At 68.7% G+C, this 16112-nt stretch carries 12 protein-coding genes and 3 pseudogenes; 10 read left to right on the top strand and 5 right to left on the bottom strand.

The genetic code is table 11. The features are described from left to right. The first annotated feature begins 798 nt into the window (after positions 1 to 798). Both KYY02_RS12795 and KYY02_RS12790 read left to right on the top strand, forming a co-directional pair. Complete coding sequence (locus KYY02_RS12795; protein WP_371238033.1) at positions 799 to 1374, top strand: hypothetical protein; 576 nt, start codon at positions 799 to 801, stop codon at positions 1372 to 1374. A 591-nt stretch (positions 1375 to 1965) separates the two neighbouring features. Beyond that, positions 1966 to 2403, top strand: a complete 438-nt coding sequence (locus KYY02_RS12790) for a peptidoglycan-binding domain-containing protein (protein ID WP_371238032.1) — start codon at positions 1966 to 1968, stop codon at positions 2401 to 2403. 70 nt (positions 2404 to 2473) lie between these two features. Here KYY02_RS12790 and KYY02_RS12785 read toward each other — a convergent pair whose 3' ends face one another. After that, positions 2474 to 3787 carry a vanadium-dependent haloperoxidase gene (locus KYY02_RS12785; RefSeq protein WP_371238031.1) on the bottom strand — a complete coding sequence of 438 codons (1314 nt, stop codon included), beginning with the start codon at positions 3785 to 3787 and terminating at the stop codon, positions 2474 to 2476. 569 nt (positions 3788 to 4356) lie between these two features. Between KYY02_RS12785 and KYY02_RS12780 the strand changes: the two genes are divergently transcribed. Beyond that, positions 4357 to 5829 carry an amidase family protein gene (locus KYY02_RS12780; protein ID WP_371238030.1) on the top strand — a complete coding sequence of 491 codons (1473 nt, stop codon included), beginning with the start codon at positions 4357 to 4359 and terminating at the stop codon, positions 5827 to 5829. A gap of 317 nt (positions 5830 to 6146) precedes the next feature. Further along, positions 6147 to 7095, top strand: a pseudogene (locus KYY02_RS12775) (IS701 family transposase). Here the strand turns inward: KYY02_RS12775 and KYY02_RS12770 are convergent. Then, entirely contained in the window at positions 7065 to 7214 is a 150-nt protein-coding gene (locus tag KYY02_RS12770) for a hypothetical protein (protein ID WP_371238029.1), read from the bottom strand. The pseudogene KYY02_RS12775 and the gene KYY02_RS12770 sit on opposite strands and share 31 nt — an antisense overlap. Positions 7215 to 7494: 280 nt before the next feature. On the opposite strand from KYY02_RS12770, the gene KYY02_RS12765 reads away from it, so the two are divergent. Then, positions 7495 to 7950: a MarR family winged helix-turn-helix transcriptional regulator gene (locus KYY02_RS12765; RefSeq protein WP_371238028.1), complete on the top strand. Its 456-nt coding sequence runs from the start codon at positions 7495 to 7497 to the stop codon at positions 7948 to 7950. 145 nt (positions 7951 to 8095) lie between these two features. On the opposite strand, the pseudogene KYY02_RS12760 reads toward KYY02_RS12765, so the two are convergent. Together KYY02_RS12760 and KYY02_RS12755 are read right to left on the bottom strand one after the other, a co-directional pair. Continuing rightward, a pseudogene (locus KYY02_RS12760) lies at positions 8096 to 8350 on the bottom strand (thioredoxin domain-containing protein). 390 nt (positions 8351 to 8740) lie between these two features. Beyond that, positions 8741 to 9880, bottom strand: coding sequence for a PucR family transcriptional regulator (locus KYY02_RS12755; protein WP_371238027.1), 1140 nt, complete (start codon positions 9878 to 9880; stop codon positions 8741 to 8743). An 87-nt stretch (positions 9881 to 9967) separates the two neighbouring features. On the opposite strand from KYY02_RS12755, the gene KYY02_RS12750 reads away from it, so the two are divergent. The 3 genes and pseudogenes from KYY02_RS12750 (at position 9968) to KYY02_RS12740 (ending at position 12874) form a co-directional block, all read left to right on the top strand. Continuing rightward, the gene (locus tag KYY02_RS12750; RefSeq protein WP_371238026.1) at positions 9968 to 11023 is read left to right on the top strand and encodes a ferredoxin reductase; all 1056 of its coding nucleotides are present in this window, start codon (positions 9968 to 9970) and stop codon (positions 11021 to 11023) included. A 7-nt stretch (positions 11024 to 11030) separates the two neighbouring features. Next, positions 11031 to 12149 (top strand): fatty acid desaturase family protein, encoded by a 1119-nt coding sequence (locus KYY02_RS12745; RefSeq protein WP_371238025.1) that lies wholly within the window; start codon positions 11031 to 11033, stop codon positions 12147 to 12149. 252 nt (positions 12150 to 12401) lie between these two features. Next, positions 12402 to 12874, top strand: a pseudogene (locus tag KYY02_RS12740) (hypothetical protein). Between the two features lie 279 nt (positions 12875 to 13153). Here the strand turns inward: KYY02_RS12740 and KYY02_RS12735 are convergent. Next, entirely contained in the window at positions 13154 to 13918 is a 765-nt protein-coding gene (locus tag KYY02_RS12735; RefSeq protein ID WP_371238024.1) for an IclR family transcriptional regulator, read from the bottom strand. A gap of 1075 nt (positions 13919 to 14993) precedes the next feature. Between KYY02_RS12735 and KYY02_RS12730 the strand changes: the two genes are divergently transcribed. Both KYY02_RS12730 and KYY02_RS12725 read left to right on the top strand, forming a co-directional pair. Further along, positions 14994 to 15260: an acyl carrier protein gene (locus KYY02_RS12730; RefSeq protein ID WP_371238023.1), complete on the top strand. Its 267-nt coding sequence runs from the start codon at positions 14994 to 14996 to the stop codon at positions 15258 to 15260. A 10-nt stretch (positions 15261 to 15270) separates the two neighbouring features. Next, positions 15271 to 16101, top strand: coding sequence for a thioesterase domain-containing protein (locus KYY02_RS12725; RefSeq protein ID WP_371238022.1), 831 nt, complete (start codon positions 15271 to 15273; stop codon positions 16099 to 16101). Positions 16102 to 16112: the final 11 nt, after the last annotated feature.

The raw sequence follows: 16112 nt of genomic DNA, 5'->3' as shown, positions 1-16112 counted from the left end.
CGTCAAGACACGGGCCGGTAACACCACGGCTACGCATGGGGCACTTGCCGTCACCCGAGTGACGGTGCGTAAACCGTTGCACCAGTGCCATGGGATCCAGAGCACTGAGACGAGTACGGCTCCCGCAGACGTCCAGTACCGTGCCGGGCAGCGCTCGCCCTGTCGGCCACGGCCCGTAGCCGTTGACCGGTGATGTGACGGTTTCGCCAGATGGCGGAGCGACGGATCATGCTGCGCCGCCTCCTCTGGCCGGCATGGTCGGTGTCGACCGGAGCGGGGTAACGCGAAGCGGTGAGCTGGTCCTCGAAGCGGCGTCGTCCCCGAGGCCGCTCGGGCGGGTGGGCAGCGCCGGCCAGAGCAGGACAGCCGGAACCGTCCGCCGGCCCGGACGAGCGGATCCGGCAGCCGGAGGCCCGGGTGGCCGATCTCAAGGCGAGCGAGCGGAAGCCGGCTGCCGAGCGGGACATCCTGCGCAAGGCGGCCAAGTATTTCGCCGACAAGACGAACTGATGCTCCGGGACCGGCCCGACGGGCGTCAGCGTCTGCGTGATCCCACCCACGGAGAACAGCGCCCGGGGCGGTCTGGACACCCAGTTCTTCCGAGCTGAGCGCGGCCTCGACGGAGCCCCCTTCAAAGTCACCGTTTCCTGATGCACCATGCGGGTGCCGAGGGACACCACGGCACCCGCACCCGCGGAGAACCGCGGTGTCTCCGGATGAGCCTGCTCTCTGCCCGCACTTGTGCAGGCCATGGCAGACTTCCGCCCTGATCAATGCCGCACCAGCCGGGAGACTCCCATGAGCGCCGCACACAACGTGTACGTCCCCGAAGGTACTCTCGGTGTTCTCGACGCCGGAGAAATCCCTGTTCAGACGGCGGACTGGAGCAACGGACTCGCCGTCCCCATGTCACACGGGGCTCTCGTCGTCACGGGAATCCACACTGGCGAGATCCGGGCAACCGCAACCCCTATGACCGGCGCACCATCCGGACCCGCAGATGACCTCTGGGAAGAGATCGTGGAAGTCAGCGTGCATGCTCCCACAGGCGGCCTGCGGGTCGAATCCCTTGAGCAGGGCCCGGTCGACGGGCTTGCCCACCTCAGCCCAGCGGGACCGGGCTGGTATCGGCTCCGCGTTCACGCGCGGGGCCGCGGCATCCTCCCGGACAAGACCAGTTCCGAACCGGTGGAGGACTACCTCGTGATGACCTGGCCCGCGCCGCGGGCCGACGCGGACATCCTGCGCACGAACGACCGCCTGGAACACGACCTCGCCCACGCGATCGGCACGCCCCAGCCGCAACCGCCCGCTCCCGCACGGAGCAGGGAGCAGGGAGCAGGAGACGCTCGCCGGCGCCTTCTGCGGGGGTAGTCTTGCGACGCCCATAGAGCGGGTCGGCGCCGGACAGGACGAACTTGTCGCAGTTGTGGCAGTCGAGGTTCCAGGAGCAGGCGCCGCCGTTCACGACAGGGTGGAAGGTGCAGAACTCACCCTCGGCGGGAGTGCTGCGACGAGAGGGGACTGCAGAAGTAACAGCTCCTTCTCACATTCGATGGTGCCGGCAAGTCACGACGGCGACGGACAGGACATCGGCCACGAAACCGCAGACCGGGGCCTTGCAGCTGGCGTCTGGTCGTGAGATTCCGACGGGGCACAACACCGGCGCCCTGGCGTGACGCCGTTCGCCTCGGAGCATTGAGGTCAGAGCGCCATCCTCACTCTCCGCAAGACAGGGGTGCTTGACATGTTCGATCCGTCACCACCGAATGTGCGACAGGGTCGTCAAGTCGACACTCCTTCTGGTGAAGTAACCCTTCGGGACGGGGAGCAAGCTGGCGACGAGCGTCGTCCTGGTGCGTGGCGTGGACCACAGCAGCGGAAGGGATTGTTCCTGTGGGCCGGCGGACAGGGTCCCGTCGTCCGTCGTCCACGGCCATCAGGTCAGACACAGGAAGACCTCACATGTCACTTCGCAGAAGAGCCACCACAATCGCCTTTTCCGCTCTGCTGGTCGGCACCTCACTGACCGGCGTGGCCTCGGCATCGGTGCCCGGTGAGGAGACACTTGCCGCGCCCGCCACCGCCGCCAGCGGATTCAATTGCGAGTCACCGTACATCCGGGACACCGAGAACTACAACGGCTACACGGCGGGGTACTCGTGGGCCTGGAACGTGGAAGTGGGAATCAACTACAACAACTCCCAGTACCACGACCGGGTGAAAGAAATCCAGTGCCTGGTGAACAACCTCTGGGGATATGACGCGGGCGCCGAGGACGGCATTTTCGGCCCTGCTACCGAGACGGCGATCAAGGCCTTCCAGAAGGATGTCGGACTCGCCTCCGATGGCATCGTCGGCCCCAACACCTGGCGTGTCCTGCGCATCGGTTACCAGAAGTAGGAGCGCCGACGCGGCTTGGCACAGGGCCCGCCACCACGAGGTGGCGGGCCCTCCCGCATGGAGTCGCCCGTCAGCGCAAGGCGTTGTTGTACACGTAGTCGGCCACCTTGTCACCCACCGCGAGGCCCTGTTCGGCGTCCGAACGGAAATGCACACCCAGATAAACGCGACTGAGCGCGTTCTCCCGCGCGATCTCGCTGAAGGAGTTGAACGACCGGACGACGTCCTTAGCGAACGGATCCACCGTCGTCGCTTCCAGCGTGTAGTCGAACGTATCGCTGCCGGTGTACCTCTTCATGATGCCCGCCCAGGCAGCCGCATAGGTGGCGTGCCCAGAGACGTACGCGGGGAACGGTGGCGAGAAGTGGTTGCCCTCCAGATCCTGGGAGAGGGGCTGCCACGAGGCGTCCTTCGTGGTGGCCTCATTTCCGTCGGTGTCCGCAAGCCGAATAGCAGTTTCGGGCCGCCACAGGTCCACTTCGGTGATGTACTTGGCGTCCCAGGCGGCTACGCCGGCGTCTGCCAGCGCAATCGACATCAGCGCGTACAGGCGGGCCGTCTGCGTCGGGCGGCTGTCCGGCCACCGTTTCTCGACGACGTCGTTGGTGAGGGCGTAGAGGTGGCCCGGAGCCTTGTAGGTGCCGTCCAGGTCGTTCGCCCAGAAGTGCGCGATCTCCGTCTGCTCCGTCGTCCGCTTGGTGGTGGCGGGATCGGCACCGCCGTACTCCTTGACCTCGTTCATCTCCGCCGCGTACTGGGCACTGGTAAGGGCCGGAGGCAGGGGCGGACGGAACTGCGAGCCGTACTCGATACCAAAGGGCTTCACTCGACCCCAGTTGGGCGTCAGCGGGGGGACGCCGGGACTGGTGGGGCGCCAATCGCCCGGCTGGTTCCCGGGAGTGTACGGCACGTTGATGGAAGAGGCGTCCCGCTCCCGCAGAAACGTGACCGCCCGGGAGGTCTTCTCACCGATGTCCTTGCCCGTGGCGAAGGCCTCCGGCGTCGTGCTGGGCGACATCGCCAGGGCCGTTTCGAACTCGTCGGTGAAGTCCAGTTGGGGCAGCGTTCTGCTCAGCACGCCGTAGGCAGCGTGGTCGATCGCCGCGTCAACGGACCCGCCCCCGCCGGATGTGGGTCTGAGCAGGTACGGCTTGCCGATGGGGTGTATCGCGTTGACTGCGTCGTACACGGCAACGTTCATCATCGCCCCCGCCCGTGCCAGACTTCCCGGAGTGGCCTGGGCATCCTTCAAGTCCTGGAAGCTCTCCACCAGAACCTTGTTCCAGTACACGACATGATCGGACTGCTCGGCTTCCGCCACCAGTTCGGTCTGCTGGGCCGCCGTCGCCCGCTCGGGCACGGCGGCGAGGCTGCCGACTGCCATCGCCAGAGTTCCAGCCAGGAGGAGTGGGTCCCTGAACCTGCTGCTGCCGATGGCGCATTGGAGTGCCACGTCCATCCACCTTCCGTAGGACCGGTTCCATCTGATAGTGGGTGCGAACTCGGTGATTCCTCGCTCCCAATCTCGACGTTCCTGCTCACGGAGGCACGGACGGACACATTCCCCTGTTGTGGCGTGAGTCACGTGCATCGCAAGGTGTGCGGGGTACCGGTCCAAGACCTTCAAGGTTCCGCCGCCCCGGCCATCTGGCCCATGCCGCCACCACCGCCCGGGAAGATTCCAGGCCGGTCTTCTACCCGAGGGCACACTGCTGCCTGAGGGCACACGGTTGGCCGAGTGGTCCGAAGGCGCCGCAAAACACCCACTGACGGCGCATCATTGGACAGTCACTCACCCAACAACGTGACAACGCCCCTTGTCACCTCGTCGATATGGCGGTCTGCTTCATCCCGTCGGCCACACGCGGGGGTGGAACCGCAAAGCACCACGGGAGCCCGTAGTTGAATCGCCGTACCCTGCTTGCCGCCGCCGCGACCAGCACAAAGGACGTCATGAGTGTTACCGCCCCGTACCGTTCCTCCGCGTGCGCCCAGCTTCACGCGCTGCGCTGCCGGCAGATCACCGCCCGCTGGCTGCTTGACCAGACGCTCACGCACCTGGCGAAGGTCAACCCCGGCCTCAACGCCGTGGTGACCCTCGACATCGCCGGCGCCCGCGCCGCAGCCGACGCCGCCGACCGCCACCTCGCGGCGACCGGCACCACCCTCGGTCCCCTTCACGGCCTGCCCGTCACCGTCAAGGACGCCCTCGAGACCAAGGGCATGCGCACCACCTGCGGCTCCCCCGACCTGACCGACCACGTCCCCGCCCGGGACGCCGACGTCGTCGCCCTGCTGCGCGCGGCCGGCGCCATCATCATCGGCAAGACCAACACGGCCGCCATGTGCCAGGACATCCAGACGTCGAATCCGGTGTTCGGCAGGACGAAGAACCCGTTCGACGAGACCAGGACCCCGGGCGGTTCCTCCGGCGGCCCGGCCGTGGCCGTCGCCGCAGGCCTCACCGCGCTGGAAATCGGCTCCGACCTCGCCGGATCCCTGCGCCTCCCGGCCGCCTACTGCGGCGTCTACGCCTTGCGCACCTCCCGGGGCGCTGCGCCGGTCGTGCCGACCCGCGGCCACATCCCGCGCCCGCCGGGGTGGCTCACCAGCTCCGACATGATCGCCCTGGGCCCGATCGCCCGCACGGCCGCGGACCTGGACGTCCTCCTGGACGTGATCGCCGCCCCGGCCCCCGCCGACGGCGCCGCCTGGAGGATCGACCTGCCCGCACCGAAGTTCACCGACCTGAGCCAGTACCGCGTCGGCATATGGGCAGATGACGACTACTGCCGGGTCGACTCCGCTACCCGTGGTCTCCTCGACCGGGTCGCCCGGCTCGTCCGCAGCGCCGGAGCCATAGTCGACGACAGCTCCCGGCCCGTGGACTTCGCCACCAGCGACCGGCTGTTCCAGCGCCTGATGTACGCCACCGGGGCCGCGTCCGCGAGCGACGAGGCATTCGCCGCCGACTGCGAGGCCGCCGACGCGCTCACCGATGACGACCCCAGAGCCCTCTACCTCAAGTCACGCACCATGCGGCATCGTGACTGGGCGCGCGCCGACGAGGCCCGGCACAAGCTGCGTGGCCGGTGGGCCGACTACTTCGCAGAGCACGACATCCTCCTCACGCCGGCGGCGCCGACCGCGGCCGTCGACGACCAGACGTCCCTCCCGTCGCCCCAGCGATACATCACCGTCGACGGCGAACGGCGTTCGTTCTTCGATCAGACGACCTGGATCAACCTTGCCGGGCCCGTCGGCCTGCCGTCGATCGTGCTCCCGGCGGGCACCACGGACACCGGCCTGCCACTCGCCGTCCAGATCATCGGCCCGTACCTGGCCGACCGGACCCTGATCGCCGCGGCCCGACAGCTCGCCCTCATCCTCCCGACCCCTACGGCCCCGCCCGCCCTCACCGCCTGATCAAAATCATTCCTGCCCAATGGGTCAACGCCCTCTCCGGGGACGTAGGCGGTGACGGGTACACGGTCGGGCTGCGCTCACCGGCTGTTCCTCCCGGCTGGTCGTACCGGGTTGCGCAAGACCCTGTGCCGTCCGGAGATCCGTCGCCGCTGGTCAGGCCACGTATCTGTACTCGTTGATCACGCTGCCAAGTATGCGGGGGCGCAGAAACCAGTGAGCGGACGGGGCGACGACGGGCGCCGGGTGCACCTGGGCAAGGGGCGAGCTGTCCCGACTTTCGTAGAGTCCGCGGAGTGTCCTGAGTTCGGTGGAGTCGTGTGATCAAGCGGTCTGCGGAACTTGCTCCGGCCTCGCCCAGCACACCTGTTCGTACTCGTCGGGTGGCATGCAACCGAGGGAGGAGTGGAGTCGTTCACCGTTGTACCACGCGACCCGCTGGAAGACGGCCCGCTCGACTTCACCGAAGTCTTGCCATGGCCCCTGATGCTCGCGCGACCAAGCCGGAACCGGCCTGGGTGATGATCGAACGGTTCCCGGCCGCCGGACACCGCGTCGGCTGGGTCACGGGTGACGAGGTCTACGGCGGCAGCCCGAACCCGCGGACGGCTCTGGAGGAACGCGGCATCGGCTACGTCCTCGCAGTGGCCCGCTCGGCCGAAGCGTCCACCGGTGCAGGCGGGTTCCGCGCCGATGCTCTGGCGGCGAAGGTACCGAAGCGGGTCTGGCAGAAGCTCTCGGCCGGACGCGGCGCAAAGGGACAGCGGTTCTACGACTGGGCCCTCATCGACCTCATCGACCTCGCCGACCCATCGCCGGGCCGCCACCAGCTGCCGATCCGCCGCAACCACACCACCGGTGAACTCGCCTGTTACCGCTGTCACTCCACCATGCCGGCGTCCCTGGCCACCCTGGTCAGGGACGCAGGTTCCAGATGGCGGGTGGAGGAGACCTTCCAAAGCGAAAAGGGGCTGGCCGGGCTGGATGAGCACCCGGTCCGCCGCTCCCCCTCCTGGGCCCGCTGGGTCGCCCTCGCGATGCTCGCTCACGCCTTCCTCGCCGCCGCCCGCGCCGACGAACACACACCGACCCACACCGGACGACCTGATCCCACTGACCTGCAACGAAATCCAACGCTTGTTCATCACTGTCGCTGTCCGACTCCATCACGGCCCGGCCCACCGGCTCAGCTGGTCCGTCTGGCGACGCCGCCATCAGGCGCGATCACGAGCCAGTCATTACCGACGACAAACCGCATCCCAGACATGAAGATCACGGTCTACAGCTGAAGTACGGTCATCGCGCTCGCCCGCGTCGGCCTCGGCATGGCGGGCCCAGGACCGCAGGGCCTCCTTGTGGATGCCGAGGTCACGGACGGCATGCGCCATCGGGCGGTCGGTCGAGCGGACCTCGCGGACGGCGCGCTTGCGGAGTTCGTCGGGTACTTACGTGGTACTGGCACTGCAGGTGGTTCTCCTCACGCCTGGGCCGTAACTCAGACTTCAAGGACTCCACGAAAGCAAGAGCAGCTGTCCCCTTGAACTGAACCGCAGTTGAGGTTCTACGGTTGCTCGTGACGGAAGCGGACCCGGTGACGTACGGCGTCTGAGGGGCCTGGCGCCCGGGACACCACACGAGGTGAATCCGGCCGAGACGGAAGGCGGTGTGATGGAGTACTCGCACGAGGACGGGGAGCTGGTGAACCAGCCGATCGGGTACTGGACGTGGGCTGCGAACAAGACGCTGATGGCGTATGTCAGGGGGCGACTCGCGGCGATCGGGATCACACAGCCCCAGTGGTGGGTTCTGCACCAGGCCCTGCACAGCAGGAACGGCGTCACCCGGGAAGAGGTGATCAGTACCCACCAGGCCAACCTGGACGTCGGCGCTGGTATAGCACCCGACCTCGACCTTCTGGTGGAGCGGACGCTGCTCGTCTCGGACGCGGACGGCCGGCTCCACATCACCGACGAAGGCAGGGCGCTGCATCGGCGCGCCGCCGAGACACAGCAGGCCAGCCGGAGGCACGTGCACACGGGTGTTCCGGATGAGGAGTACCTGATCACGCTGAAGGTTCTGCAGCGCATGATTCGCAACGCGGGTGGAGATGTGTCACCGGGCTGACGGGCCCTGCCCCCGCAGCGCGCGACCTGCAGCGGGTGTCTCGGCCTCGAGGTGCCTCAGGCGGCGCGGCTCCCACAGACGAGACGTGACGGGCGTCGCGGCCACGTGCCGCAGCGGCCGCTCAGAGGTTGCCGTCCCGGAACTTTCATACCTCGGCGATGGTGACGGGTTCCGCGCCGTGCGCCACCGCCTCTCCCTCCTTCAGCAGGACGCAGGAAGTGGCTCTGGTGATCCCGTGTCGCTCGGTTGCGGCCGGACAACGCGTGATGCCGGTACGGACGGCCGTCAGGCGGTCCGTACAGTCGTCGGCGATGCCCCACGACGAGGTCCGTCACCCGGCAGGGCTCGATTGTTTTGAGCCATGTCCCGGCGAGGATGCGAGGACCGGAACCCCACTCATCCCGAGGATGAGACTGAGCTCCGCGTCCTCACGGGGGCGGTGAACCCGCCTCGCCGTGGAAGCTCCTGGCCTCACATCCGTTGTTCCGTCCCCATCATCCCTCGCGCGGTGTGCCGGGCCGGCCCGGTCGATCGTCGGTTGACCTGCCGGAAGGGAGACACGGGGCCGTCGCGGAACCACGGTGGTCCCCGGCACGAGCGGGCCGGTGCGCATCGTCCACCGGACCCAGTCGAGCCGTATCCGCCACCGCGCTTCTCACAGACAGCGCCCCCGACGGGCTTCCCGGGGCTTTGTCCGGTCCTCGCATCAGCCCCCGGCCTCAGCCGGCTCATACCGCTCTCCCTGGGCCGCATGAGCCGGCTGACGACACCGGGAACGAGGCAGTGCTCCTCAGCTGTCCCGAAGACCGACCGCCAGCGTCAGTTCAAGGACCCGGTGTGGCGATGCGAGATCCGGAAACAGCTCTCGTAGCTGCGACATCCGGTACCGGACTGTCTGGGGATGGACGAACAATGCCGCCGCCACCTCCTCCCGTCTGCCCTGGTGCAGCAGCCACGCCCGCAACGTCTCCTCCAGCCGTCGTGCGGTCGCGACAGGCAAGGTCCGCAACGGTGCGAGGGCTCGGGCACGCAGGTCCGCGAACGCCTCCACGTCGGCGCTCAGCACCAGCTCGGGCAGGTGGTCCTCGGTGTCGCGAATATCGGAGGAGAGGGAGCGCGCGCGTACGGCTCGTGCGTACGAGGCGGACGCACGAGTCCATGGCCGGGGCGGGCCGACCACGGCGGTGCGGTCGGACAGCTGCCTCAGGAGATGCGACCGGTCGGCATCGGGGACGAGCAGCACACCGGTGGCGTCCGGCAGATCGTCGAGGACGAGGGTGCCCGGGTCGAGCGCGCGGTAGGCAGGCCGGGCCTGAGCAGCGGGCAGCAGGACCGCGGTCAGCGAAACCGGAGGCTGCCACCCGGCCCGTTGGACGGAGGCCAGCAGCACGTCCGAGCTCGCGTCGGCGAGGAGGTCGCGGGCCAGGTGTTCCAGGTGTCGCTCTTGGGCCCTGCCCTGGGCGGCCAGTTCGTCGGCATGGCCCGCGGCGCTCGCGGCGGAGAGCTCGTCGATGTAGGCGAAGGTCAGCTCGGCGAACTTGGCGACCTCGGCGGCGGGCAGGCCTGCGGGGACTGCACCCGCTGCCAGGCATCGCCAGGCCACGCGGGCACCGACGCGGTAGGCGCTGAGCAGGGCGTCCATCGAACGGCCGTCGCGGACCTCGCCGCGGCCCAGCTCGTAGGCCGCGTCACCGGCGTCACCGCCTGTGGCGTTCCCGCTCGCGAGGTCCAGGTAGTGACCCAGAGCGGTGCGGACGGCTCGGCGGATGGTGGCGCCCATGTGGCCCGAAAGGGCGTTGGCGTAGGAAGGGACCTCGTCGATGATCGCCTGGACGACCTCGTCGGCGGTGGTCTTCAGCGCGGTCCGAAGTGCGGTGACCGTCGTCTCGTCCAGGGCCAGTTCGCTGGCCCTCCGGATTGCATGACTCACGTTTTTGTTCCCTGCGAACAATTCAGCCGACCAGATTCACGTCCTGCGGTCAGGACTTTACGCCTTGAGGCGCAGCAAGCTGGAGGCATGACGAGTGCAGCCCTGCGCGGCAGGGCGTGGAAACTGCTGGAGATGGTCACGACGCCGCTACTGCCGTCGGATTACCTCGACCTGGTCAGCCCGCTGCGTGCGGGCGCCGACCTGCGTGGGCGCATCGAGGCCGTGCGTCCCGAAACAGGTGACGCCGCGACTGTCGTGATCAGGCCGGGACGGGGCTGGCGCGGCCACACAGCCGGTCAGTACGTGCGGATCGGGGTGGACGTCGACGGGGTGCGCCTGTGGCGTGCCTACTCCATCACCTCGCCGACAAACCGCCAGGACGGCTGCGTCACGATCACCGTGAAGGCGATCCCGGACGGCAAGGTCAGCAACCACCTGGTCCACCGGGCGAGACCGGGCACGCTGATCCAGCTCGACCAGGCGACCGGTGACTTCGTGCTGCCGCAGGTCAAGCCCGCCAAAGTGCTCTACCTGACGGCCGGCAGCGGCATCACGCCCGTGATGGGCATGCTGCGCGACACCGAGTTCGACGACGTCGTCATGGTCCACTGCGCGCCACAGCCGCGCGACGTGATCTTCCGCAGCGAACTGCACGACCTGGTCGCGGACAAGAAGCTGCGGCTCACCGAGGTGCACACCGCCACGGACGGCATGCTCGACATCGCCCGTCTCGACGAACTCGTGCCCGACTGGACCGAGCGCGAGACCTGGGCTTGCGGGCCCGCGGGCCTGCTCGACGCCGCCGAGAAGCACTGGAGCGAGCACGGCGTACAGGAGCGCCTGCACACCGAACGCTTCCGCCCCAGCATCGTCGTCGCCGGCGACGGCGGCGAGGTCACGTTCAGCGCCACCGGCAAGACCGTCGACGCGGACGGCGCCACACCGTTGCTGGACATCGGCGAGGGGGTCGGCGTGCTCATGCCCTCCGGGTGCCGCATGGGCATCTGCTTCGGCTGCATCACGCCGCTCAAGGCGGGCGCCGTCCGCGACCTGCGCACCGGCGAGATCACCGAGGCCGAGCCGGGCGTCCTCATCCAGACCTGCGTGTCCGCCGCGGCGGGCCCCTGCGACATCGAACGGTAGGAGCACTTTGACCGCCATCGACCCCACCGCCCACCTGACCGCGGAGCAGATCGAGGAGCTCGGCCGCGAGCTGGACGCGATCCGCGACGAGGTGATCGCCAGCCGCGGCGAGAAAGACGCCGCCTACATCCGTAAGGTCATCTCCGCGCAGCGCACGCTCGAGCTGGTCAGCAGGGGCGTGTTGCTGTTCTCGATCTTCCCGCCCGCGTGGCTGCTCGGCACCGCCGGTCTGTCCGTGGCGAAGATCATGGACAACATGGAGATCGGCCACAACGTCCTGCACGGCCAGTGGGACTGGATGCGAGACCCGAAGATTCACTCCACCACCTGGGAGTGGGATCACGTCTCGCCGTCCGATCAGTGGAAGCACTCGCACAACGAGCTGCACCACACGTACACCAACGTGATCGGCAAGGACAACGACCTCGGCTACGGCATCATGCGCGTCGACGAGGACCAGAAGTGGCACCCGTTCCACCTCGGCCAGCCGCTGTGGAACTTCATCAACGCCTGCTTCTTCGAGTACGGCATCGCAGCGTACGACCTGGAGCTCGGCAAGAACCTGCACAAGCGCCGCCGCACGAACCCGGAGTTCCGCGCGCGGGCCAAGGCCGTGGGCCGCAAGATCCGCAAGCAGGTGCTCAAGGACTACGTGATCCACCCGCTGCTGTCGGGCCCGTCGTTCCTCAACACGCTCGCCGCCACGTTCACCGCGAACCTGGTCCGCAACATCTGGTCCCACTCGGTGATCATGTGCGGGCACTTCCCCGAGGGCGTGCAGGTCTTCGAGCGCCGGTCGATCAAGGGCGAGACGCGCGGCCAGTGGTACCTGCGCCAGATGATGGGCTCGGCGAACATCAGCGGCAGCAGGGCCATGCACTTCATGACCGGCAACCTGTCGCACCAGATCGAGCACCACCTGTTCCCGGACCTGCCGAGCAACCGGTACGCCGAGGTCGCGGTGAAGGTGCGCGCGCTGTTCGAGAAGTACGAGCTGGAGTACGTCACCGGGCCGCTGCCCAAGCAGGTGTTCTCCGCGTGGCGCAAGGTCTTCCGGCTCTCGCTGCCGAACAGGAAGCCCAAGGTCAGGACGCCGGACCGCCAGCAGGAGCTCCTCGCGGCCTGATTCCCGGTATTGGTTCAGATCTTTCGGCCGTACCCGGCGGCACCGCCGGGTACGGTGAGGTCCGTTGCCGACGGCAGGCGACCGCGACCTCGGACCGTACGACACGGGAGCCGGAGCAGCTCAGTGTCCGGAACAGGCCGGACACCATGTCGCAGTCCATGTCGACAGTTCAGGTTGATCTCCCTCCGAGGTGTCGTCAGGCCGTGCGGGCACCGGGTGGGGCTTTCGGTGAGGTGGGCAGGGGAAGGCGTTGTGGGGGGCACCGTTCAATGGGTACGGACGTCCTGGACGAAGCAGTCCCGGGGCGGGGAGACCGCAGCTCGCAGGAACGCCGTTCCGGTCGGCTTTCGTGTCCCGCCCATGGCGCCCGGGGCCGCGCACGTGGTCCGTATGCACGAGTGCGACGGCTTCGACCCTTCTGACGGCCGGGAAGACCTGCGCAAGGTCGACGTCCGGCTCCGCGAGGACGACGGTCGGTTGCGAGTCCTCCCCCGGGTCCGGCCCCTCTTTGCCCTACCTCCTCGGCCACGACGGCCCCCGGCCGTACGGCTTGCTCCCGGACAGTGGGTTCGCTGGCAGCTCAACTACCGTTTCAGCAGCGCGGCGGGGGTGCGGGGCGGTCGTACTGGCTTGACACCTTCAACGTCGCCTACGGCCCGGTGGAAGCTGACGTGTTCTTGTCTCCGCCCACGGTGCTTGTCGACGAGCGAGGACCGGTCCGGTGACCCACCGGAGAGCGGTCACGCACTGGAGTTGTCGGTACTCGCCTCGGGAGGGGCGGGCTGCCCGAGGTCCGCGAAAAGTCTGTCGATGCGGTCGGCGGTGTCGTTCGCCTTCGCGGTTCCAAGGGATGCCGTCCCCGGTCGGCGTCATGCGGCCGGCGGCGTCCCGGTTCCGCTCCGCGGGATCCGGACCGCACAGCCGGCCGCCGTTCTTGGGGAATGACGGTTCCCGTCCGCGCTGCCCGGCCCGGCGGGTCCGGGCAGACGGTCACCCTTCCGCCGTCACGCCCCGACTTCCGCCATCCGCCCCCCGTCGATCCGCATGGAACGCGACACGGCCTCCGCGGTGGCACGCACCTGCGGTAGCAGCTGCATCACCGGGAGGGGCCGAGCGGGAACCGTCACCGCCACGGCGGCGATCACGGTTCCCTGGCCGCCGCACACCGGAGCTGCGACGCTGCCGCCTCGGGACGAGGGGGCCACGACGACGGCACAGCCCTCGCGCCGTATCTTTGCGAGACGGCTTTGGAGCGCGGCTCCGTCCGCGGCCCCGCGCGAGGGGTGAGTGCGCGGGAGCGCCGCGCGGACCTGTCTTCCGCTGTTCTCACCCGTGTGAGCGAGCAGCACCAGTCCCGCCGCCGTGTCGGGCAACGGCGTCCGGGAGCCGACGTCGCTCCGGTACGCCGTGCGGTGCGCGTCGTTGGATATGAGGGACAGGCAGACGCTGTCGGCTCCGTCGCGGACCGCCAGCGTCACCGCGGCCGAGGTCTGCTTGTGCAGGCCGACCAGGTGCGGCTGTGCGGTCTCGGTCAGGGCGGTGTGCGGTGCGAGGGTCGCCGTCTCCCACAGGCGCAGCCCTATGCGGTAGGTGCCGTCCGCACACTTCTCCAGCGCTCCCCAACCATGGAGTTTGGTGACGATGCGGTGAACCGTGGCGACGGGAAGCCCCGAGCGCCGACTGATGCCGCTAAGCGTAAGGTTCCGGTTCTCCCGGTCGAATACTCCGAGAATGCGAAGTGTCCTGTCGACGACCGAACGCTCTGTCATACCAGCGGGCGGGGTGGTCATCCCGTCAGTTCCCTTCACCTGCACATCGTAGTAGTTTGCACACGCATGCGTTGACGGCTTCAGTCGGGACGGCCACTCCTATTATTGGCCAATCACGCGATTATTCAAAAGCCCCTCACGCCGGCGTCCGTGGCGCCATCGCACCGGTCCGGTCGCGCCGGACACCCGCCGGAGCCACCACGTCGCCGTGGCCGGTCGGGGAGAACCGGCTCCGCCCCAGTCCCTCCCCTTCCCGACCGGTCCGGGCTGCCGCCGGAGCGGCCGCGCCCCCGCACGGCGCCGGCCGTGGCGCACCCGATTGCAGCGGTCCCCTTGCGGGGCTTGGGAGTTGATGGCGGGCACCGGCCGCGGAGGCCGGCCCCGGCGCGTCCCCGTCCGGGCCGGCACGACATGCGCCCGCCTCAGCCGGCACCGCCCGTGCCGGCACGGCGCGGTCCTCAAGCCGGCGCGGCACGTGTGCGCCCAGGACGGCACCGACGACCCCCGCGGCAGGACCGGCGGACGCCCACGACCGTGAAATCCCGTGTGAGCAGGACGGATTCGCTCGAATGCGGCACCGTCCCGCAGCAAGCCCACACGGTATGGCGTGGATCGTTTTTCACTCTCCGGAAGGCCGGTTGTTCAAGCTTCGCGCAAGTGGCAACACTGTCGCCTGCGTGCCCGGGGCGGCCACTCCGAAGGCACCGGCAGACGTAGTGGATTCACATGTCTGAATCACCGGAGGCGAACCAGAACACCGCGAGTTGGTTTACCCGCGAGTCGGCTTACCGGCGAGTATTCGTTCCCGCCGAATCGACGCGTCGCATCGACGACGAGGACGTGGAAGAACGCTGCTCGGCCTACGCCGCCCTTCGCGCCCGAAGATCCCCGACTCCGCCGCAATCCCCGCACCGAACCGGACGGAAGCCCCCGGCCTGCCCATGGGCCGTGCCGTGGGACGCACCCGGGGCATCCCCCACCCGTCCGTGACGGCCTTCGGGACGCGATGCCGGCACATCTCGGCCCGCCGTCCCCAGGGTCCCGCGCACCAGCACACGAGGAAGGACGACGCACGATGACCGCAGTGACCGCTCAACAGGCCGAAGAGTGGCTGATCGAGAAGATCGCCCACCGTCTGGGCGTGGCGACCGACGAGGTGTCGCGCGAGGTGTACTTCGACGAGTTGGACCTCGACTCGACCGAGGCGCTCATCCTCGCGGGCGAGATGGAGAGCTGGCTCGGTTTCGAGCTCAACACCACGACCTTGTGGTACCACCCCAGCGTCAAGGACCTGGCTGCCTACATAGCCGAAGAGAGCGCTCAGCGTGCGGCCGCCGCGTGAGGCGCGCCCCGTGGTCGCGCACGAGTTCCGAGCCGCCTCACCGGGCCGGCGTACGATCTGCGTCGTCCACCCCGGCGCCCTCTCACCCCAGGTCCACCGCGGACTCGCCGAGGCGCTGCCCAAGGGCGACGGACTGACCGTACTGGACCTGGGAGCGGTACCCGAGTACGCGGAGGCCGCGCTGACCGGGGGCAGGGCGGCCACGACCGTCGAGGCGCTGGCCGGCCGGCTGCTGGCCAGCCTGGGGCCCGGCCAGAATGTGCACACCCTGGCCGGCTGGTCCTTCGGCGGCGTGCTCGCGCTCGCGATGGTCCACGCGATGCCGCGGGAGCGGCGACCCGAGCGCCTGGTCCTCCTCGACAGCATCGCACCCGTCGACGGGTACCAGCAGCCCGACGAGGCACTCGAACCCGCTCTTCTCCTCGATTGGTTCGCCATGTACCTCGGGGCGAAGCGGCAGCGGGCCGTCGAGGTGACCCGGGACGCGCTGGCCGGGCGGGGGGTCGACGACGGCCTCGTCGCAGTGCTCGACGCGGCGGTCGCCGCGGGAGCGCTGCCCGCGGACACACCGCTGCCGGGCCTGCGCAAGCTCTACGACACCTACGTCGACGGCCTGCTGCGCAACAACCGCCTGACGGCCGCACACCGCCCCGGGCCGGCACCCCTCCCGCTGCTGCTGGTGAAGGCCGAGCGCAGTCTGGTACCGGGCGACGACACGCTCGGCTGGTCGCCGCTCGCCCCGCACGGACTGACGGTCCGCGGCTGTCCCGGGGACCACTACACGATGCTCAGCCGCTCCGACTCGCTCGGCGTGATCGCCCCGCTGCTGAGCAGCCCCTGACGACAGGTCGG

The organism is Streptomyces pimonensis (genome assembly GCF_041380215.1).
Taxonomy (GTDB): Bacteria; Actinomycetota; Actinomycetes; order Streptomycetales; family Streptomycetaceae; genus Streptomyces; species Streptomyces pimonensis.
Note: the sequence above shows the minus strand (reverse complement) of the source record. Positions and strands in the feature narration are given on the sequence as shown.